We start from the raw sequence: 19,591 nt of genomic DNA, 5'->3' as shown, positions 1-19,591 counted from the left end.
CGGACGGCCGGGCCGTCAGGCTGGTCAGGGTTGTCAGCCCGCGGACCGGGCCCCCACGGCGCCGAGCTCACGGATCTGCGCGGCGCAGGCGCCGGCCATGGTGCGGGCGAAGCCCTCGGGGTCCTCGTTGGCCGCGGGCCGCTCCGGCACAACCTCGTGCACGATGCCCTCGGCCAGCAGCTCCCGGGCGCCGACGCGCTGCCGCTCGGCCATCTCCGCGGCGTGCTCCACGTCGTCGTGGACGATCACGCTCGCCCCCTCGGGCGGGAGCGGGGAGAGCCAGGCGTGCTCGGCGGCGATCACCCGGTTCGCGGGGAGCAGCGCGAGCGCGCCGCCGCCGCAGCCCTGGCCGAGCAGGACGGAGACGCTGGGCACGGACAGGCTCGACATGTCGGCCAGGCACCGGGCGATCTCCCCGGCCAGCGCGCCCTCCTCGGCGCGCGGGGACAGGTCCGCGCCCGGGGTGTCGATCACCGCGACCAGCGGCAGGCCGAGCTCCTCGGCGAGGCGCATGCCGCGCCGGGCCTCGCGCAGCGCGGCCGGCCCCATCGACTCCTGCGGGGTCTGGTTGCGCCGGTCCTGGCCGATGAGCACGCACGGGATGCCGTCGAACGAGGTGAGCGCGAGCATCAGCCCCGCGTCGTGCTCCCCGTCGCCGGTCCCGCTGAGCGGGATGACGTCGTCGGCGCCGTACCGGAGCAGCTCACGCACGCCCGGGCGGTCGGGCTGCCGCGTGAGCAGCACCGAGTCCCAGGTCGAGCCGTCCGGCTCCGGCAGCGCGGGCGCCGGCGGCGAGCGGAAGCCCATCGGCTGCCGACGGGCCGGGGAGAGCAGGTGCAGCACCCGGGCGGCCACCGAGGCCAGGTCCTCCGCGGCCACGACGGCGTCGATGATGCCCTTGTCCACGAGGTTCTCCGCGACCTGCACGCCGCTGGGGAACGGCTGGCCGTTGAGCGCCTCGAAGACGCGCGGGCCGAGGAAGCCGACGAGCGCACCGGGCTCGGCCACGGTGACGTGGCCCAGCGAGCCCCACGAGGCGAACACGCCGCCGGTGGTGGGGTGGCGCAGGTAGACCAGGTAGGGCAGCCCGGCCGCCTTGTGCGCGACCACGGCCCGGGAGATCGCGATCATCTCCACGAACGCCGGCGTGCCCTCCTGCATCCGGGTGCCGCCCGACGAGGTGGCCGCGATCAGCGGCAGACGCTCCCGGGTGGCGCGCTCGACCGCGGCGACGATCCGCCGGGCGGTGGCCCGGCCGATCGACCCGCCGAGGAAGGAGAACTCGCCGACGATCACCGCGACGTCGTGGCCCTCGATGGTGCCGCGCCCGGTGGTCACCGCCTCGTCGGCGCCGGACCGCTCGCGGGCGGCCTCGAGCTCGGCGAGGTACTCCGTGTCGTGCCCGGCGAGGTCGACCGGGGTGTCCCAGGAGGTGAACGTGCCGTCGTCGAGCACGAGGTCGATCAGCTGCGCGGCGCGCAGCCGCCGGCTCACCGGCCCTCCTGCCCGGCCAGCCAGGCGCGGACGGCGGCGCCGTCGGCGTCCAGGGTCGGCGGCGCCTTGTGGGCGCTGCGGGTGACCTCCTGGCCGTCCCGGTCGAAGAACCGCAGCGGTGGCCCGGCCAGCTGCACGGTGCCGAGGGTGTCGTGCTCGACGTCGATCAGCAGGCCCTGGCTGCGGGTCTGGTCCCAGGCGTAGACCTCGTCGATCGAGCGGACCTTGCCGGCGGGGATGCCGACCTCGCTGAGCCGCTCGAGCAGGTCCTCCGCCTTCCAGGAGGCGAACACGCTCTCCACGAGCGCGATGACCCGGTCGCGGTCGGCGACGCGCTGCGAGTTGGTCTCGATCCCGGGGGTGTCCGGGTCGATGTCGAAGGCCGCGCAGAACCGGCGCCACAGGCCCTCGCTGCCGACGGCGATCTGGACCGACCCGTCGGCGCACGCGAAGAGCCCGTACGGGGCGATCGAGGCGTGGTGGTTGCCCTGGGCGCGGCCCACCTCGCCCGCGACGGTCCACCGCGTGGACTGGAACGCGTGCACCCCGACGGTGGCGGCGAGCAGCGACGTACGCACCACGGTGCCGACGCCGGTCCGCTCCCGCTCGAGCAGGGCGGCGAGGACGCCGTAGGCGCCGTACATCCCGGCCAGCAGGTCGGAGATCGGAGTCCCCACCTTCTGCGGGTCGTCCGGTCCGGAGCCGGTCAGCGACATCAGGCCGGCCTCGCCCTGGGCGATCTGGTCGTAGCCGGCGCGACCGCCCTCGGGGCCGTCGTGCCCGAAGCCGGTGATCGAGAGGACCACCAGCCGCGGGTTCAGCTCCTGCAGGGTCTCGAAGCCGAGACCGAGCCGGTCCAGGACGCCGGTGCGGAAGTTCTCCACGAGCACGTCGGCCCGGCGGACCAGGTCGAGCAGCACGGCGCGGTCGTCGTCGGCCTTGAGGTCGAGGGTGACCGACTCCTTGTTGCGGTTGGCGGAGAGGAAGTACGTCGACTCGCGGCCGGCGTCCTGCGACCCCTCGGGCCGGACGAACGGGGGTCCCCAGCCGCGGGTGTCGTCGCCGGACCCCGGCGCCTCCACCTTGATGATCCGGGCGCCGAGGTCGCCGAGCATCATCGTCGCGTGCGGGCCGGCGAGGGCCCGGGACAGGTCGACGACGAGGGTGCCGGTGAGAGGGCCCGGGGCCGGGGCGGCCGGAGCCGCCCCGGTGCGGGCGCTGTCTGTCTGGTCAGTCAACGGGAATCTCCTAGACCCAGCCGGGGACGACGACCGCGAGCCACACGAGCAGCGGGCCCACGGCCACGACGATCGCGCTGTAGCCGAGGATCTGCTTGTAGTAGCGCTCCTCGTCGATGGTGTCGGGACGGTTGGCGACCATCAGCGCGCCGTTGGTCGAGAACGGGCTGACGTCGACGATGGTGGAGGCGACGGCCAGGGCGGCCACGATCGCCACGGCGCTCACGTTGCCGCTCGCGATCAGCGGGATCGCGATCGGGATGATGATCGGCAGCAGGGCCGTGGACGAGGCGAACGCGGACACGACGCCGCCGACGTAGCACAGGACGAGCGCGCCGATGAGGACCGAGCCGAGGCCCGCGGCCCAGGTGCCGACGTACTCCGGGACACCGGCGGTGCTCAGGATCGTGGCGAAGGTGCTCACGCCCGCGACGAGCAGGACCGTCGCCCAGGCGATCTGGTGGACCGCGCCGCGCTGGGCCTTGGGGAACAGTGCGGTGAGGACGACGGCGGCGGTGATCGCGGTGAAGCCGATGTTGCGGTCGAAGACGAGCGCGAGGACCGCCACGACGAGGAACGCGAGGAGGGTGACGACCTGGTCGACCGCGAGCTTGGAGGCGACGGCGGTGCCGGGCCCGGCCGTGGTGACCTCGGTGCGGGTGTCGGTGGCCGTGCCGCCGGTGCCGCCCGTGGGGGTCGTGCCACCGGCGGGGTTCTCGGTGTCGTGCCCGGTGTCGTGCCCGGTGTCGTGCTCCGGCTCGTCGGCGTCGATCCGGCGCGACATCAGGTCACGTCCGCCGAGGGCGAAGAACAGCACGATCGCGATGGCGAGGTTGAAGAACAGGCTGGTGAGGAAGATGGTCATCTCACCGGAGGGGAGGTTGCTGTCCTCCATCACCGAGTTGGTGATCGTGCCGTAGATGCTGATCGGCGAGAAGCCGCCGGCCTGGGCGCCGTGCACGACGAACATGCCCATCATCAGCGGGTTGATCTTGTACCGGCCGGCGAAGCCCAGCGCGATCGGGCCGATGATGGCGCAGGCGGCGGGGCTCGCGGCGCCGATCGCGGTGAGCACCGCGGTCACGCCGAACATCACCCACGGGATCAGCACCACCCGGCCGCCGACCGCGCGGACCGCGGATCTGACGATGACGTCGACGGTGCCGTTGTTCTTGGCGATCGCGAACAGGTACGTGACGCCGACGAGGGTGAGGACGAGGTCACCGCTGATGCCGGCGATGATCTCCTTCTCGTCGAGGTTCAGGGAGTACATGCCGACGAGCCAGGCGGCGACGAAGGCCAGCGCGCCCATGTTGATCGGCAGCACCGTGCCGACGACGAACAGCGCGATGAGCGCGAGGATGGATACCCACTCTGGTGACATGACGTTTCCTTGGGCCGGGGCCTGGGGGGAGGCCCGAGATGAAGTTGGATCGCGTGACGACGGTCACGCTCTGGACCAGTGGCCTAGCCAATAGGCAACTGGGCCAGATGTCAATAGAGTGGGTCTCATGTCGGATGTCGGAGGCCTGCGACCGGTGGCGCGACCGCGCCTCTACGAGCAGGTCGCGTCCCAGATCCTGGCCTGGATCGCCGCGAACGGGCTCCAGGTCGGTGACCGGCTGCCCGCGGAGCGCGAGCTCGCCACCCGGCTGGGGGTCAGCCGCGCCACGGTGAGCCAGGCCCTCGTCGCGATGGAGGTCGTCGGCGTGGTCGCCGTGCGCCACGGGGACGGCGCCGTGCTCGTGGACACCTCCGGGTCGTCGAAGATCGTGCACGCCCTGCGCAAGCACGCCCAGCAGCTTCCCGAGATCATCGAGGCCCGCGAGGCGCTCGAGACCAAGCTCGCGGCGCTCGCCGCCTCCCGCCGTACCGACGAGGACCTGGCCGCGATCGACGCCGCGCTGGAACTGATGGAGCGCGACGTCGACGCCGGCGGGCGCGGCGTCGAGGGAGACGAGCGGTTCCACGCCGCCGTCACCGCCGCGGGCCACTCCGCGCTGCTCGCCCGGCTGATGGGCGAGATCAGCGACCTGATCCGCGAGACCCGGATCGAGTCCCTCTCCCAGCCCGGCCGCCCGCGCGACTCGCTCGACGGGCACCGCCGGATCGCCGACGCCATCCGGGCCGGGGACCCCGAGGTGGCCGCCGCGGCCATGCACGCCCACGTGGACTCGGTCAGCGACGTCGCCCTGCTCCGCGACTAGGCCCCGCGGCGTGGACCTGTTCGAGGTGCTGGCCGTGATCGGCGCCGGCCTCGGTGCCGGGCTGGTGGTCACCGCGGTGGGTGCCGGGTCGCTGGTCAGCTTCCCGATCCTGCTCGGCGTCGGCCTGTCGCCAGTCGTCGCCAACGTCTGCAACACCGTGGGCCTGGTGCCCGGCGGGCTCAGCGGGAGCTGGGGCTACCGCCGCGAGCTGGCGGGCAAGGCGCCGCTGGTCCGGGCCGTGGCCCTGTCGAGCGGCCTGGGCGCCCTCGCCGGGGCGGCACTGCTGCTGGTGATGCCGCCGAGCGCGTTCGCCCAGGTGGTCCCGTGGCTGGTGATCCTGGCGGCGACGCTGGTCGCCGTGCAGCCGCTGGTCTCGGGCTGGCTCCGGCGCCGCGCCGTACGCCGGGGGACGGTGCGCGTGCCCTCCGGCACCGGGCTTCCGCCGTCGCTCGGCGGGGTCTCGTCGGTGGTCGGCGTGTACGGCGGCTACTTCGGGGCGGGGCAGGGGGTCATGCTCGTGGCGTGCCTCGCGCTCGGCCTCGAGGAGACGCTGCAGGTGGTCAACGGGCTGAAGAACGTCGCCGTGCTCGCCGCCAACGTCGCCGCCTCGGTCGTCTTCGTGGCGGTCGCGCCGCTGGACTGGGCCGTGGTCGGCCTCGTCGCGCTCGGGTCGGTCGTGGGCGGCTGGGCCGGGGCGCACCTCGGCCGGCGGCTGCCGCCGACGGTGTTCCGGGTGCTGGTGGTGGGCTTCGGGTACGTCGTCGGGCTGCGGCTGCTCGTCGCCGGCCAGCTCTACTGACGAGGTCCCCTCCGCCGTCCTCGTACGAGGGTCGACGATGCGTATCGCCCACCCGGAGCAACATCGCGCGAGGGATCTGCGTGGAGCGGATGACGAGACTCGAACTCGCGACATCGACCTTGGGAAGGCGATCCGCCGGTCCTCGACGCCCAACCGGGCGGGCGGCGGGAGCGTGGTGGGGCGGTGTTTCGTGCTGGCTGGTGAGGGCCGCGTAGGGGGTCCCGGGGGCACGGCAGGGGCACGCGGGCATGGGAGAGCCACCGACCCGATAACCAGCCGCCTTGCTCGTCGGTGTCCGGGGGCAAGGGTGGCCGGCGGCCATCGCGGAGCGACGCGCAGCGCCCTTGCGGCCGGGCGTCGGCGTGCAAATCCTCGGACATCGGGTCGGCGGTTCGGAGGTGAATGGGGTTGCGGGCCGTGACCAGGCGGTGAGAGTGCCGCAGTGGCAGCGGGGCGTCAGGTGATTCCGGACCTGGCGTCCCGCAGTTGCGTGTCCGGAGCGCGCAGCGGGCGGGGGTGCGCGAAGGGCCGGAGGCCCGGAGCGCGGGGGTCCCCGCCAGGCGGAGCGGGACGGGCGCGTCGCGCCGGAGGCGCGCTTGAGTCAGTAAGGAAATTCCTCACGGAGAGCGCAATCGCCCACCGCTGTCCTGTGCCAGGTGATCTGCGACAGATCGGTGCCGGCTGACGTGCGACATGCGCAGCCGAGAGTGAGACGGCCGTTGTTTACGTCTCTGTAACAGTTCCGGATGGCCGCAGGGCACCATCCGCGCGTCTGGTTCATGTACTTCGCCGCTGTAGGGAGCACTGTCGAAGTTGGTCGATGCTGTCAGTCCTGCTGTGGTAATGCCGAGGCCCTAAAGGCCTCTCTGTGACAACGACGCGCGTGTGCTCTTTACGCATCCAGCAAGTGCTGAGGCCACGCCCGACCACGACCGGTGTGTTCCATCCTACGGAACCCAGTCTTCGCGGTTTCCGCGCCTGTGCCGCTGAACCGGGCAACCTGCCATCTGTGGCAGAGGCTGTGCCCGGGATGAACGGCGACTGCTAGACGAACTTGCGAAGCACGATCGAGCATGAAAGTGGCAAGGACATGAGAGTACAGCTTGCGCTGAGCCTGCCGCGGGAGGCGATCAGCGTCCCGTTGGCCCGACATACGGTGACTGCAGCGCTATCCACGGCCGGGGTGGAGCCGGCTTGCGTCGATGAGGTGGAGGTGGCGCTGAGCGAGGCCTGCACGAACGCGGTCAAGCATGCCGTCGCTGGCGTCACCTACGAGGTCATGGTCAGCATCAGTGACGAGCAGGTCAGCATTGAGGTGGTGGACTCGGGCTCGGGGTTCGGGCAGCACAACGCCTCCCCGGATGGGCGTGATCATTGGGCCGAGGACGGGCGAGGGATGGCGCTGATGAACGCGTTGAGCGACCTGGCCTTGTTCGACTCGGTCGACGGCGAGGGGGGTTCGGTGCACCTGACGAAGAGGCTGCGTTGGAGCCAGAGTGCACAACAGCCTGGGGCGGCCCGGAGCGTGGAGCGTCCCCGCTAGCGTCATCCGCACCATCCGACTCTCGTCCATGAGTGCTTTCGCCGTGCCCCGTCGGCAGGGGCGTCCCAAGCGCCTAAGTCGTCAAACCATGTCGCAGGTCAGGTGGCACGAATCCGTCGCACATCAGGTGGCACTAGACAGCAATCGCCCGCCGACCGCATTCTTGTTGACACGAATGCCGGGTCGCGGGTCCGGACCTAGTTGGCCGCCAGCCTTCGGGCAATAGCTCGGTCCACGAGGGTGCTCACGGTCGGGTTCATGTGTCTCAGCTTGACGCGATGTGTGAACGCATTGAAGCCCATGTCGGCGAATAGTTTGCCGATGACTTCGTCCGCGAAACTTGATGACACGACTGCTTGGCCCTCGAAGTCGAGTGCGACGTGAGGAGCGCCATCGTTCAAGACATTGATGATGAGGGTCCTAAGCTCCCGCGCGGCAGTACGGCTTCCAGCGCCACCGGCTTGCTCCCGGATCCTGATTATGTGCTCGCCCTCATCCGACTCGAGGCTCTCAAGGAACAAACTGGTGTGTGGATAGTTGAGCGCGTTGCCTCTGCTCACCGGCTTGTCGACCTTGAGTTGGAAGTCGACTGTCGTGCCCTGATGGTTGCCTCCGATGGCGGGCTGATTGTTCTTACCTGTGACGCGGTCACCCTCTAAGAGCATGTAGCCGCCGCCCGACTTGAGGCGAAGTCTCCCGACGTTCTGCTCGACGATCCGAGTGAGGCCGAAAAGGCCGTTGCCCTGGTTCGTGATCTTGTCTCTCGTGACTCCCTCGCGGACTGCGAGCGTGAGAGCGTCAAAGTCCGTGCGTGCTCTGTATGCCTTCGACGATGCGAGCGACTTTCGTACGCCGACCCCGGTCCCGGACCGTTCCCCTCGTGGACGACCTGGTGCCGATCATCGACGAGTGGTCAGCGGGTAAGCCCGGCGATGCCTGGCTCTTCGACTCGCCGAAGGGCGGGCCACTGGGCGAGCCGAACTGGAAGCGCGGGGTCGGCTGGGCGGCGGCGGTTCGCAAGATCGGCCGCCCGACGCTTCGGGTGCACGACCTGCGGCACACCTGCGCGTCCCTCTGGCTGGGGGCCGGCGCGGATCCGAAGGTGGTTCAGCGCATCCTCGGGCATGCCTCGGCAGCGATGACGATGGACCTCTACGGCCACCTCATCGACCAGAACCTGTGGACCTCGGCGAAGCGGCTCGGGGGCATCCTGGGGGTATCTGAGCGGGAAGCAGAAGACCCCCACTCCGCCGATTCCGGTGAAGAGGGGGCCTGACCTGCTGTGTTGCGTGGAGCGGATGACGAGACTCGAACTCGCGACATCGACCTTGGGAAGGTCGCGCTCTACCAACTGAGCTACATCCGCAGGACGCCCTTGTCGGACGTCGCGGCGATCATACAGGTAAGTTCTGCGTGTGCTCCTCTCAGACCGCGACATCCACTCCGAGATCGACGCGAAGCGTGTCGCCCTCGAGCCCTTCGAGCCCTCGATGGTGCAGCCGTCGAGCGTCGACGTACGCCTCGACCGCTTCTTCCGGGTGTTCGAGAACCACCGGTACCCGCACATCGACCCGGCGGCCGACCAGCCGGACCTGACCCGGATGGTGGAGCCCGAGGGCGACGAGCCGTTCATCCTGCACCCGGGGGAGTTCGTCCTGGGGTCGACGTACGAGGTGGTCACGCTGCCCGACGACGTCGCCGCCCGGCTGGAGGGCAAGTCGTCGCTGGGCCGGCTCGGGCTGCTGACCCACTCGACCGCCGGGTTCATCGACCCCGGCTTCTCGGGTCACGTGACGCTGGAGCTGTCCAACGTGGCGACCCTGCCGATCAAGCTCTGGCCGGGGATGAAGATCGGCCAGCTGTGCTTCTTCCGGCTGTCCTCGCCGTCGGAGCACCCGTACGGCTCGGAGAAGTACGGCTCCCGCTACCAGGGGCAGCGGGGGCCGACCCCGTCGCGGTCGTTCAAGAACTTCCACCGCACCCGGATCTGAGCTGAGGGATCCCGCTCGCGGGACGCCTCAGCCGTCGAGGCGGGCGGCGAGCGTGTGCAGCCGGCGGGCGAGCGCCTGGCGACCGGGGTGCCGGCGTCGCCGGCCGGGGACGGCCGAGCGCTGGGTCTGCTCGACCCGCTCGCGGATCTGGTCGGTGGCGTTGCGGTAGGTCATGTACTGGTCGAGACCGGACATGGGGTGTCTCCTTCGAAAGGTCGGCCCGGCTAGAGCTGGGAGAGGGTGATGTCACCGCTGACGGTGGTCGCGCGGATCTCGATGTGGTCCTGCCCCTCGGTGGGCTGACCGGCGCCCTCGAGGTTGGAGCGGACGCTGCCGCTGACGCAGCTGATGTCGGTCCACACGGGGATGCCCGCGGGTACGCCGACCCGGACGTCGCCGGACGCGGTCTTGGCCTTGAGCTCGCCGCGGTGGATCGCCCCGACGTCGAGGTCGCCCGAACCGCTGCTCATCGCGACGTGGCTGGACGCCTCGCCGATCCTGACGTCGCCCGAGCCGGTCTTCGCGACGGTCTCGTCCTCGGCCGCGTCGACCGTGACCCGGCCCGAGCCGGAGGAGACCACGGTGGAGCCGGCGACCCGGCCGAGCTGGACGTGGCCGGAGCCGGTCTTCACGCGGAGGTCGCCGAGCGAGCTGCCGATCTCGACGTCGCCGGACCCGCTCTGCACGACCGCGTCCTCGGTGAACGCCTCGACCTCGACGTCGCCGGAGCCGCTCTTGAGCCGGGCCGCCCCGAGGCGCCCGGTGGCGACCAGGTCGGCCGAGCCGAGCTTGGTGGCGACGTCGCTGTCCAGCGGCAGGGTCACGGACACCGTGAGGCCTCCGTTGCCGGAGAGGAAGCGGGCGAAGCGCTGCGGCGCGATCACGACGATCTGCTCGCCGCGCTGCTCGACAGTGACCTCGTCGGCGTCCGCGCCCTCGACGTGCACCTCGGTCTCGAGGGTCTCGGTGGCGTGGATCGTCACGTCTCCGGAGCCGATCTCGACGTACAGCGAGGCCGGCCCGGTGGTGGGGAACGTCTTGTGCATGGTGGTCTCCAGGGTGTGTTCCGCCGCCCGAGCCGGCGGGGCCGGTCGGTGGGGGGTGTTCGGTGGGGGGTGTGTTCGGTGGGGGGTGTTTTGGGGCCTGGTGTCAGACCCAGCCGGTCATCCGGCGCTGGGTACGGCGGACGGGTCCGCGCTGCATCTCCTCGAAGAACGGCATGCTCGAGAGGTCGATGTCGACGTTGATCGCGCGCTCGCCGCGAGTGGCGTTGCGAATCGTGGTGACCAGCCAGGTGTTGAGCGAGTGGCCGCTGCGGGCCGCCAGCTCCTCGGCCTTGGTCTTGAGGGACTCGGGGATCCGGAGCGTGATCCGGGCGACCGCGCCCTCCTCGTCGTCCTCCTCGGCCTCGGGCGGGACCGGTGGCGTCGGCGGACCGGGCGGCGTCGGCGCCATCGGCATGGTCGGTACGTCGACCACGAACTCGGGCTCGCGGCCACGCAGCCGCACGTCCACCGAGCCGGCGGGCAGCTCGCTGGTGATCTCGGCCGCGGCCTGTGAGAGCGCGTCCATCAGGGCGAGTCGCATCGCCGGGTCGAGGGCGAGTGCGAGGCGCTCGGCGGCGGCCTTGGCCTCGGGGCCTCCCGCTTCGGCCGCGGACGCGAGGTCCCGGCGGAGGCTGTCGACGTAGGGAGTGATGTCCATGCGCACCACGATGACATCACCGTGATGTCATGTCAAGCATCTTCTGATGTCAGGTGATGTCGTCGTGGTGCGGGGTGGTGTCGCGGGGGTGGTGGGGTCTGCCTGCGGAGGTTCTCGACGCGGTCCGGCGCCTGGACGCAACCCGTTCACGTGCGCGGTTGTGGCCCCTGCGCGGACCGGTTCCGGGGCCCGAACCGCGCACGTGCGCCGTTGGGGCGCTGCCGCCGCGCGACCGCGTCCGGTGCGCGCTCCGTGGGTCGGTGCCATACGAGAGGGGAGCGGTGTCGTCCATGTGGGCGTCGACGTTCAGGCCGTCGAAAGCCGAACGGGCCGCCCCGCGGTGGGACGGCCCGTTTCGGTACGGCGCTGGGGTGGCTCGGCTCAGAGGTCGAAGAGCGACTTCGTCTCGTCGATACCGCCCTCGGGGCGCTTCGGCTCGTGCGTCTCGCCGGAGGACTGCGCCGGAGCGCTGCCGTTCGACGCCGCGTTCGCCTGGCCGCCGGGCGTCTCGATCCCGGCCTCCTCGTCCGGCTCCGCGGCGGAGGTCGTCTCGGGCGCCGTCGCCTCGGGTCCCTCCTCGGGACTGTGCGACTCGGTGGCGGCCTCGGCCTCAACCTCCGGCTCGGACGCCTCCCCGTCCGCAGCCTCGGTCTCGGCCCGCGCGTCGACCTGCTCCGCGGGCTCGGCCTTGGTCGGCTCGGGCTCGCTGGGGGCGAGGTCGAAGAGCGATCCGGCCGAGCTGATGCTGCCCTCGGTGGCGGGCGTCTCGGTCTTCACGCCGGCCGGCCCCGCCTGCGGCGCCGCGTCGGTCTGCTCCGTGGTGGCGGTGGTCTCGGGGGCGTCAGTCTCGGACTCGGTGGCGGCCTCGGCCGGAGCCTCCGGCTCGGACTCGGCCTTGGCGGGCTCGGCCTTGGCGGGCTCGGGCTCGCTGGGGGCGAGGTCGAAGAGCGATCCGGCCGAGCTGATGCTGCCTTCGGTGGCGGGCGTCTCGGTCTTCGCGTCGGCCGGCTCCGCCTGCGGCGCCGCGTCGGGCTGCTCTGTGGTGGCGGTGGCCTCGGGGGCGTCAGCCTTGTCCTCCGCAACCGCCTCGGCCTGCTCCGGCTCGGGCTGTGCGCCAGTCTCGGGCTCGGTCTTCGCGTCGGCCTGCTCGGCCTTGGCCGGCTCGGGCTCGGTCTCGGCGGTGGGCTCGGCCTTGGCCGGCTCGGGCTCGCTCGGCGCAAGGTCGAACAGCGACCCGCCGGAGGCGATGCTGCTCTCCGCCGACGTGCCGGTCTGCGCCGCGGGAGCCTCCTGGGCGGAGGACTCGGCGTCCGGCCCGGCACCAGCGGCGGCGGCCTCGGCGGGCGCCGCGGCCGCGGCCCCGGCACCAGCGGCCGCGGCCTCGGCGGTCTCCTCGGTCTCGGCCTCGGCGGTCTCGGCGGGCGCCGAGTCGGCCGGGGTGTCGAACAGCGAACCGCCGGTGTCGAAGAGCGAGCCACCTGACGAGAGGGAGCCCTCCGGCTTCGGCTCCGTCTTCGCCGGTGCTTCCTCGTCGGCAGGCTTCGCCTCCGTCGACGCGTCGGCGGGAGCGCCGGCCTCGTCGGACGAGGTGCCGCCGGCGTCGAACAGCGACGTGCTCGTCGTACCGCTCGGCTCGGCGGCGTCGGTCTTGGTGTCCTCGTCAGCCGCCGCGGGAGCGCTGTCGAACAGCGAGCCCGAGCTGATCGGCTTGCTGGTCTCGACCTCCGGGTTCCGCTCCTCGGTGGCGGCGGCGTTCGCGCCCACCGCCTCGGGCTCGGTCACGGTGTTCTCGGTCTGGGTGGCGTCGCCGGCGCTCGGCTCGGCCTTGGTGGCGGCCTTGTCCGCGACGGCGGTGCCCGCGGCGGCGCCGGCCCCGGCGGCCTTCGCCGATGCGCCCGCGCCGCCCGACTTCGCGGCCGCACCGGCCGGGACCGGGGTGCGGCTCTCGCCCTTGACGGACGCCAGCAGCAGCTGGGCGACGTCGAGAACCTCGACCTCCTCGCGGGCGGACCCCTCGGCCTGCTTGGCGGTCAGCCCGTCGGAGAGCATCACGCGGCAGAACGGGCAGCCGGTCGCGATCTGGTCGGCGCCGGTCTCGACCGCCTCGGTGGTGCGGTTGAGGTTGATGCGCTCGCCGATCTTCTCCTCCATCCACATCCGCGCGCCGCCGGCGCCGCAGCAGAAGGAGCGCTCGCTGTTGCGCGGCATCTCCTTCACCTCGGCGTCGGGGAGGATGCTGAGGAGCTCGCGCGGTGGCGAGTACACCTGGTTGTGCCGGCCCAGGTAGCACGGGTCGTGGTACGTCAGCGAGCGCTTCGGGGCGCCGTTGGTCGCGACCGGGGTCAGCTTGCCCTCGCGCACGAGGCGGTTCAGCAGCTGGGTGTGGTGCACGACCTCGAGCTCGACGCCGAACTGCGAGTACTCGTTCTTCAGCGTGTTGAAGCAGTGCGCACAGGTCGAGACGACCTTCTTGACCTTCATCTCCTTGAAGGTCTCGGCGTTCTGCGTCGCGAGGCCCTGGAAGACGAACTCGTTGCCCGCACGCCGGGCCGGGTCGCCGGTGCAGGTCTCGCCGTTGCCGAGCACGCCGAACGAGACGCCGGCCATGTCGAGCAGCTCGGCGACCGCGCGGGTGGTCTTCTTCGCCCGGTCCTCGTAGGCGCCGGCACAGCCGACCCAGAACAGCCAGTCGACCTCGTCGAGGTCCTCGATGTCCTCACCCACGACCTTGACGTCGAACGGCAGCCCCTGCGCCCACTCGAGACGCGCGTTGGGCGACATGTTCCACGGGTTGCCCTTGTTCTCCAGGCCCTTGAACAGGCCGTTGAGCTCCGCGGGGAAGTTCGACTCGACCAGGATCTGGTAGCGGCGCATGTCGACGATGTGGTCGACGTGCTCGATGTCGACCGGGCACTGCTGCACGCAGGCGCCGCACGAGGTGCACGACCACAGCACGTCGGAGTCGATCACCGCGCCGCCCTCGGGCATCCACGCCCAGTCGCCCTCGGTCTCGCCGACGAGCGGGCGCTCGGCCTCGGCCAGCACCTCGGCGGGCAGCGCGGTGCGCTCCTCCTCGGAGCCGGCGAGCAGGTACGGCGCCTTGGCGTAGGCGTGGTCACGGAGGTTCGTGATCAGGAGCTTCGGGGAGAGCGGCTTCTCGGTGTTCCACGCCGGGCACTGGCTCTGGCAGCGGCCGCACTCGGTGCACGAGGTGAAGTCGAGGATGCCCTTCCAGGAGAAGTCCTCGACCTTGCCGACGCCGAGCGCGGTCTCCTCGTCGAGCTCGTCGATGTTCTCGAAGTCGATCGGCTGCCCGCCGGCCATCATCGGCTGCAGGCCGCCCAGCGCCGTACCGCCGTCGCTGCGGCGCTTGAACCAGATGTTGAACCAGGCGGTGAACCGGTGCCACGCGACGCCCATCGTGGTGTTCTGCGACAGCACGATCATCCAGGTGAACGAGATGACGATCTTGAGCATCGCGACCAGGTAGATGAAGGTCGCCAGCGCCGGCTCGGACAGGCCGTCCAGCAGCCCGCCGATCCACGCGGTGAACGGGAAGTGCAGCGCGGAGGCCTGGTCGGGGTGCTCGCCGTACGGCGCGATCGCGTACTCGGCGCCGCGCAGCGCGAGGATGCACAGGCCCACGCCGAGGATCACGGCCTCGACGAAGTACGCCTGCCACATGGTCGAGCCGTAGAACCGGCCCCGGGTGCCGCGGACGCGCTCCTTCGGCCGGGTGACGCGGTAGCCGATGAAGGCCAGGATCGCGATCACCATGACGACCGTGAAGAACTCCGAGACCCACTCGTAGAGGAAGAAGTGGCCGATCACCGGGAGCGCGAAGTGCGGGTCGAAGAGCTGGCCGAAGGCGGTCAGCAGCGTGAAGAACAGCAGCCCGAACCCGACGAAGATGAACCAGTGGCCGATGCCGACCGCGGTCCACTGCAGCATCCGCGTGTGCGCCAACGTCTCCTTGAGCATGTTGGCCCAGCGCGCCCCCTTGTCGTCGGAGCGGTTCACCGCGGGCTGGCCGATCTTGATCGTCGCGATCATCGAGCGGATCGCCTTGACGAACAGGGCGATGCCCACGGCGGCGATGGCCAGCGAGACCACGATGGCGAAGATCTGCATGTGTGCTCCTCGTCGGGGGCTGTACGAGCGTGCGCTGAGCCTACGACCGCGGACGTGGGTGAGTCAGCGGGCAAGACCTGTGAGAGAAATCCTACCGAACAGTAACTTTGCGGCGCGGGGGTGCCCGCGCGCGGGTCAGACCACCCGGAGCAGGCGGCCGGTGTCGTCGAACACCACCCGCAGCCGGGTCCGCTCGCCGGAGGCGGTGCGCGCGCAGTAGGAGTACGCGTGGTCGATCCGGGCGGCGGGCTGGCCCACCGCGAACAGGACGCGACGGGTCGACGCGCCCCGGGGCAGGTCCCGGAACGCCGCTACCCGGCGCAGCGCCGAGCCGTCCGCGCAGCCGTTGCCCCCCACGCCGAGCGCCCGCTCCCACATCTGCAGGTACGCCTCCGAGCCGCGCGCCATGTCCTCGACGATCGCGCCGCCGGCGAGCCGGCGCAGGTCCTCGACCCAGTCCGGGTAGAGGCCGTAGTGAGCGACGCCGTCCACGTTGACGTCGTAGACCCGCCGGCCGCTGACCTGCCGCCCGACGGTGACGCCGCCGAGCCCGCGGAACGGGTAGGTCACCGGGTCCTCCGCGTCCGCGCCGCGCGGGTCGCCCTGCGCGCCGAGGCCGTTGATGTCCGCGCCGAAGCCGAGCCCGAAGAAGTAGCGCCGGTCCGCCCGGCCGACGTGGTACCTCCACTTGTCCACGAACCCGGTGCTGTCCCCGGCGTACGGCGCGATGAAGCCGCCGAGCCGCGCGATCCGGGGGTAGGCGTCGGGCGTGGACCAGGAGTGGCTCGAGAGGATCCCGGAGTAGTCCAGCCTGTCCACGAGGTCCAGCGACGCCCGCCGCGCGCGCACGCTCATGTGGTCGGGGTCGAAGAGCATCTTCCGCTCCGCCAGGCCCCGGACCGTGAACCGGCCGAGGTCGGTGAGGCCGCGCTCGTTGCAGTGCGGCGCCGCCGGGTAGACCGGGGCCGCGGCGGGCAGCGCGGGGGCGTAGGCGTCGGCGATCGCGCCGAACAGCGGGTCGCGCTCGGAGACCTCCCGCGGTACGGCGTACTGCTCCTTGTCGTGCACGCGGTCGCCGTACGTGCTGGGGCAGGACCGCATCCTCCAGAACGACCCGGTCTCCAGGAAGTTCGCGGAGTTCACCGCGACGCCGGTGGTGCCCTCGTCGCCCGCGACCCCGGAGAGGGCGTTGTCGAACTTGTTCACCAGCTCCATCTGCCGCACGCCCATCCGGTGCACCACGTCGAGCTGCCGGTCGATCTCGTCCTTACCGCACTGCGGCACGTCGAGCTTCACGGTGCAGCCGAACACCACGCTGGTCTCGATCCCCATCACCACGGCGAGCTTGCCGTCGTTGATCACCTCGCGCGCCTCGAACGGGCTGCGGACGATCCGGTACCAGCCCTCGCCGGGGCCGCCGGCCTGCGCGTCGACGTACCGCTCGAACTGCCTCATGCGGCGGGCCTGGAGCCGGATCGAGTCCATGTCGTCGCAACTGTTGCGCTTGAGCGGGTAGAGCTCGCAGAGCTTGTTGTTCTCCACCAGCAGGTTCACGAAGAGCCGCAGCCCACCGCGCCAGGAGCGCTCCATCCACCGGTAGTAGGTGCCCTCGTGGGTGAGCGAGTCCGGGGCCGGCCAGTCCCGGAAGGTCGGCCAGCCCACCGGGTCGTGGCCGTCGGGGTCGCCGGAGAGGAAGCTCTCCAGGGCCGCGCCCCGGCCCGCGGTGGCGGTGTGGTCCTCGCAGTCGCGCAGCGCGTACGTCACGCCGTACGGGTGCCACGGCCGGCCGCAGTGCACCTCGCCACCGAGGAACTCGAAGGCCATCCCGTGGGTGTGCGCGTCGGCGTAGCCGCGGACCTCGGCGAAGCCGGTCGCGCCGCGGAACGGGCGGCCGGAGACGTTCGTGCGGACCTCGGGCCAGCGCGCGCAGCCCGCGGTCCGCCGGATCGAGAACGGCGCGGGGGTCGCGGCCAGGACCAGGCGGCCGTCCCGGTCGACGGCGAGCGCCCGGCCGGTCCTCGGGAGGGTGAAGCGGTACGACGTACCGCGGCGGGTCACGGTCCAGTCGGCCTCCGGGCTCGGCCGGTCGGCCGCGACCACCCGCTCCGCGCCGCCGAGCCCCGGGGGAGCGCCGGTGTCGCGGGCCACGAAGTCCCGGCGGTCGCCGAAGAGCAGGTACCTGCCCAGTGTGGTCGCCTGGAAGTGCAGCGGGGTCGCCGCGTCGACGCGGCCGGCCACGGCCCGGAACCCGTCCCCGTCGCGGACCACCCAGCGGCCCCCGGTCGCGATGCCGTAGCAGCCGCCGGCCATCGCGTAGCGGTCCTCGGGCACGTCGCGTCGCGGCGCGGGGGCGAGCCCGGGCAGCAGGGTGGGGTCGGGGGAGGACCGGCGGGCGGCAACCGCGGCGGTGTTCGCCGCGGCCCGCTGCGGGGTGGTCGGGTCCTGCGCGAGCGGGTCGGTGGCCTCGGCGGCGGAGCGCGAGACCGCACCCGCCGCGGCCGGGTCGGTCGCGTCCGCGTGGTCGCTGTCGTGGGCGGAGGCGGGGACGGCGAACGTCGCGGCGAGGACCGCGCCGGCGGTGAGGCCGACCGGCCAGCTGAGCGGCCTGCGCCGGCGCGCCCGGGTGCCGGCGTCTGTCGGGTGGTGCGGGACGTGGTCGCTGGGCATCCGTGTTCCTTCGCCTCGGCAGCTGTCGGGAAGAGCAACGAGTTCTCGTGACGGAGGTCACGCGCCGTCTCGCGCCCAGCGAGGCCGGCGGCGGCGCCGTACGGCGGCCCGGCCCGTGGCACCGGGACCTCCGCCCCTGGGACCCGGGCCCGCCGGGGAGGACGCTGGAGGCATGGGGGCGACGGGAGGACGCTGGGGCGCCGGGGCCGGCCTCGCGGCGCTGGTCGCGGGAGCGGGCGGGGTGGCCTTCGAGCGCGCGGACCCCGACGTGCTCGCCGCCGGGCCGACGGAGTACGCGGCCTGGGTGGCGACCTACCGGACCGAGCTGCTGCTGCAGAGCCTGATGTTCGTGCTGAGCGCGGGCTTCCTGCTGGTGTTCTTCGCCGGGCTCCGCGACCGGCTCGCGCGTCGCGAGCGGTCGGGGGCGCCGTACGACGACGGCCTCTCCACCCTGGTCCTCGGCGCCGGCACGGCCTGGGTGGTGGTCACCCTGGTGGCGCAGTCCGGTCAGGCGGCGATGGCCTACGTCTCCGCGGGACCCGGTTCGGCAGCCACCACGGTGGCCGCGATGGGCGACGTCGTGACCGTGCTCCTCGCGTTCGGGAACGTGCCGGTCGTCGTGCTGCTCGCGGCCACGGCGGTCGTCGGGCTGCGGTGGCACGCCCTGCCGGGCTGGCTCGGCTGGTTCTCGGCGCTGGCGGCGGTGCTGCACCTCGCGCCGGTGGCCGGGGTGGTGCTGGAGACCGGGCCGCTCTCCCCGGAGGGGTGGGTGCCCTACCTGGTCTACCCCGCCTTCGTGGTCTGGCTGCTGGGAACGACCGTGGTGCTGGCCCGTGCGCCCGGAGCGGCTGCGGAGGAGCTCAGTCCCGCCGCGGGGCGGTCCCGCCGAGCCGGACCGTGAGCTGCTCCGCGGTGCGCTGCGTGGCCGCGATCAGCGGACCCAGGTCGGTCGCCGGGTCGCTCCGGTAGGTCACCGCCACGCCCGCCGCCGGGTGCCCGTTGTGGTCGAGGACGACGGCCGCCACCGAGGCGAACCCGGGGGTGACCTCGCCGTCCTCGATCGCGTACCCGCGCTGGCGGGTCTCGGTCAGCAGCGCCCGGAGCGCGCTCAGCGACGTCGGCCCGACCCCGGTCCGGTCCACGAACGCGCTGCGGTCGGGGTAGAGAGCGCGCACCTGGTTCTGCGGGAGGGCGGAGAGGATCGCGCGCCCGCTCGCGGTCAGGTGCGCCGGCAGCCGCACCCCGACGTCGGTCACCAGCGGCGGCCGGCCGGGGGCGCGCTCCTCGAGCACGTAGAGCACGTCGCGGCCGTGCAGGACCGCCAGGTGCGCGGACTCGCCCACGGTGTCCACCAGGTCGGCGAGGTGGCGGCGCGCGATGCGCTGGAGCGGGGCCTGCCGGGAGTAGCCGCTACCGACCTCGAAGGCCGCGACGCCCAGGCCGTACCGGTGCTCCTCGGGGAGGTGCACCACGAAGCCTTCCTCGATCATCGCCTGGACCAGGTGGTAGGCGGTGGAGCGCGGCAGGCCGACCGCCTGCGCGAGCCGCTCGAGGGTGACCGGGTCCGGCTGGCGGGCGAGGAACCGGAGGACCCGCAGGGCGCGGGTGGCAGCGGGGACCTGGCCCATCGACACCTCTCGGAGCAAACGCCGGGCGGCCGGCGGCCGCACGGGAGAAATCGGGCTTTTACCTTGTTTTAACCAAAACCACCCGTATCGGTAGATCGACACTCATGATAGGTGGCACCGCGTCCGGCTGGGAGGAGTCGGAGGCACGGCGACCGGGCCCGCGCGCCCGCACGTCGCCAGCATGACTGG

The 19,591-nt window shown here is 72.1% G+C and carries 16 protein-coding genes and 1 tRNA gene; 6 read left to right on the top strand and 11 right to left on the bottom strand.

The features are described from left to right. Positions 1 to 33 precede the first annotated feature (33 nt). The 3 genes from K1X13_RS03965 to K1X13_RS03955 are packed head-to-tail and all read right to left on the bottom strand — an operon-like array spanning position 34 to position 4,116. Complete coding sequence (locus K1X13_RS03965; RefSeq protein WP_308249381.1) at positions 34 to 1,494, bottom strand: carboxyl transferase domain-containing protein; 1,461 nt, start codon at positions 1,492 to 1,494, stop codon at positions 34 to 36. Then, positions 1,491 to 2,732: a CaiB/BaiF CoA transferase family protein gene (locus tag K1X13_RS03960; RefSeq protein WP_221023707.1), complete on the bottom strand. Its 1,242-nt coding sequence runs from the start codon at positions 2,730 to 2,732 to the stop codon at positions 1,491 to 1,493. The genes K1X13_RS03965 and K1X13_RS03960 overlap by 4 nt, the downstream gene beginning before the upstream one ends. A 10-nt stretch (positions 2,733 to 2,742) precedes the next feature. Further along, entirely contained in the window at positions 2,743 to 4,116 is a 1,374-nt protein-coding gene (locus tag K1X13_RS03955) for an SLC13 family permease (RefSeq protein WP_221023706.1), read from the bottom strand. 127 nt (positions 4,117 to 4,243) lie between these two features. Between K1X13_RS03955 and K1X13_RS03950 the strand changes: the two genes are divergently transcribed. From K1X13_RS03950 to K1X13_RS03940, 3 genes are all read left to right on the top strand, one after another. After that, positions 4,244 to 4,939, top strand: a complete 696-nt coding sequence (locus tag K1X13_RS03950) for a FadR/GntR family transcriptional regulator (protein WP_221023705.1) — start codon at positions 4,244 to 4,246, stop codon at positions 4,937 to 4,939. A gap of 10 nt (positions 4,940 to 4,949) precedes the next feature. Then, positions 4,950 to 5,738: a sulfite exporter TauE/SafE family protein gene (locus K1X13_RS03945; protein ID WP_221023704.1), complete on the top strand. Its 789-nt coding sequence runs from the start codon at positions 4,950 to 4,952 to the stop codon at positions 5,736 to 5,738. A gap of 1,090 nt (positions 5,739 to 6,828) precedes the next feature. Further along, on the top strand, positions 6,829 to 7,281 hold the full coding sequence (locus K1X13_RS03940) for an ATP-binding protein (RefSeq protein WP_221023703.1): 453 nt from the start codon (positions 6,829 to 6,831) through the stop codon (positions 7,279 to 7,281). A gap of 197 nt (positions 7,282 to 7,478) precedes the next feature. Here K1X13_RS03940 and K1X13_RS03935 read toward each other — a convergent pair whose 3' ends face one another. Continuing rightward, positions 7,479 to 7,946, bottom strand: a complete 468-nt coding sequence (locus K1X13_RS03935) for an STAS-like domain-containing protein (protein WP_221023702.1) — start codon at positions 7,944 to 7,946, stop codon at positions 7,479 to 7,481. A 155-nt stretch (positions 7,947 to 8,101) separates the two neighbouring features. Between K1X13_RS03935 and K1X13_RS03930 the strand changes: the two genes are divergently transcribed. Beyond that, positions 8,102 to 8,557, top strand: coding sequence for a tyrosine-type recombinase/integrase (locus K1X13_RS03930; protein ID WP_308249380.1), 456 nt, complete (start codon positions 8,102 to 8,104; stop codon positions 8,555 to 8,557). Positions 8,558 to 8,571: 14 nt separating this feature from the next. Here K1X13_RS03930 and K1X13_RS03925 read toward each other — a convergent pair. After that, a tRNA-Gly gene (locus tag K1X13_RS03925) sits at positions 8,572 to 8,647 on the bottom strand. Positions 8,648 to 8,696: 49 nt separating this feature from the next. Between K1X13_RS03925 and dcd the strand changes: the two genes are divergently transcribed. Then, a complete protein-coding gene (gene dcd, locus K1X13_RS03920; RefSeq protein WP_221023700.1) occupies positions 8,697 to 9,272 on the top strand; it encodes a dCTP deaminase in 576 nt (191 codons plus the stop codon). A gap of 27 nt (positions 9,273 to 9,299) precedes the next feature. On the opposite strand, the gene K1X13_RS03915 is transcribed toward dcd, so the two are convergent. The 5 genes from K1X13_RS03915 to K1X13_RS03895 form a co-directional block, all read right to left on the bottom strand. Next, complete coding sequence (locus tag K1X13_RS03915; protein WP_221023699.1) at positions 9,300 to 9,467, bottom strand: hypothetical protein; 168 nt, start codon at positions 9,465 to 9,467, stop codon at positions 9,300 to 9,302. Between the two features lie 29 nt (positions 9,468 to 9,496). Further along, complete coding sequence (locus K1X13_RS03910) at positions 9,497 to 10,318, bottom strand: DUF4097 family beta strand repeat-containing protein (protein WP_221023698.1); 822 nt, start codon at positions 10,316 to 10,318, stop codon at positions 9,497 to 9,499. A gap of 103 nt (positions 10,319 to 10,421) precedes the next feature. Continuing rightward, complete coding sequence (locus K1X13_RS03905) at positions 10,422 to 10,976, bottom strand: toxin-antitoxin system HicB family antitoxin (protein ID WP_221023697.1); 555 nt, start codon at positions 10,974 to 10,976, stop codon at positions 10,422 to 10,424. Positions 10,977 to 11,357: 381 nt separating this feature from the next. Next, complete coding sequence (locus K1X13_RS03900) at positions 11,358 to 15,107, bottom strand: (Fe-S)-binding protein (protein ID WP_221023696.1); 3,750 nt, start codon at positions 15,105 to 15,107, stop codon at positions 11,358 to 11,360. Between the two features lie 135 nt (positions 15,108 to 15,242). Continuing rightward, the gene (locus K1X13_RS03895; RefSeq protein WP_221023695.1) at positions 15,243 to 17,774 is read right to left on the bottom strand and encodes an amidohydrolase family protein; all 2,532 of its coding nucleotides are present in this window, start codon (positions 17,772 to 17,774) and stop codon (positions 15,243 to 15,245) included. Positions 17,775 to 17,946: 172 nt separating this feature from the next. On the opposite strand from K1X13_RS03895, the gene K1X13_RS03890 reads away from it, so the two are divergent. After that, entirely contained in the window at positions 17,947 to 18,675 is a 729-nt protein-coding gene (locus tag K1X13_RS03890; protein WP_221023694.1) for a hypothetical protein, read from the top strand. On the opposite strand, the gene K1X13_RS03885 is transcribed toward K1X13_RS03890, so the two are convergent. Beyond that, positions 18,635 to 19,402, bottom strand: coding sequence for an IclR family transcriptional regulator (locus tag K1X13_RS03885; RefSeq protein WP_221023693.1), 768 nt, complete (start codon positions 19,400 to 19,402; stop codon positions 18,635 to 18,637). The genes K1X13_RS03890 and K1X13_RS03885 overlap by 41 nt on opposite strands. Positions 19,403 to 19,591: the final 189 nt, after the last annotated feature.

It is taken from the genome of Nocardioides jiangsuensis, assembly GCF_019679455.1.
GTDB classification, from domain to species: domain Bacteria; phylum Actinomycetota; class Actinomycetes; order Propionibacteriales; family Nocardioidaceae; genus Nocardioides_C; species Nocardioides_C jiangsuensis.
The sequence above is the reverse complement of the archived record's forward strand: the minus strand, read 5'-3'. Positions and strand labels throughout refer to the sequence as shown.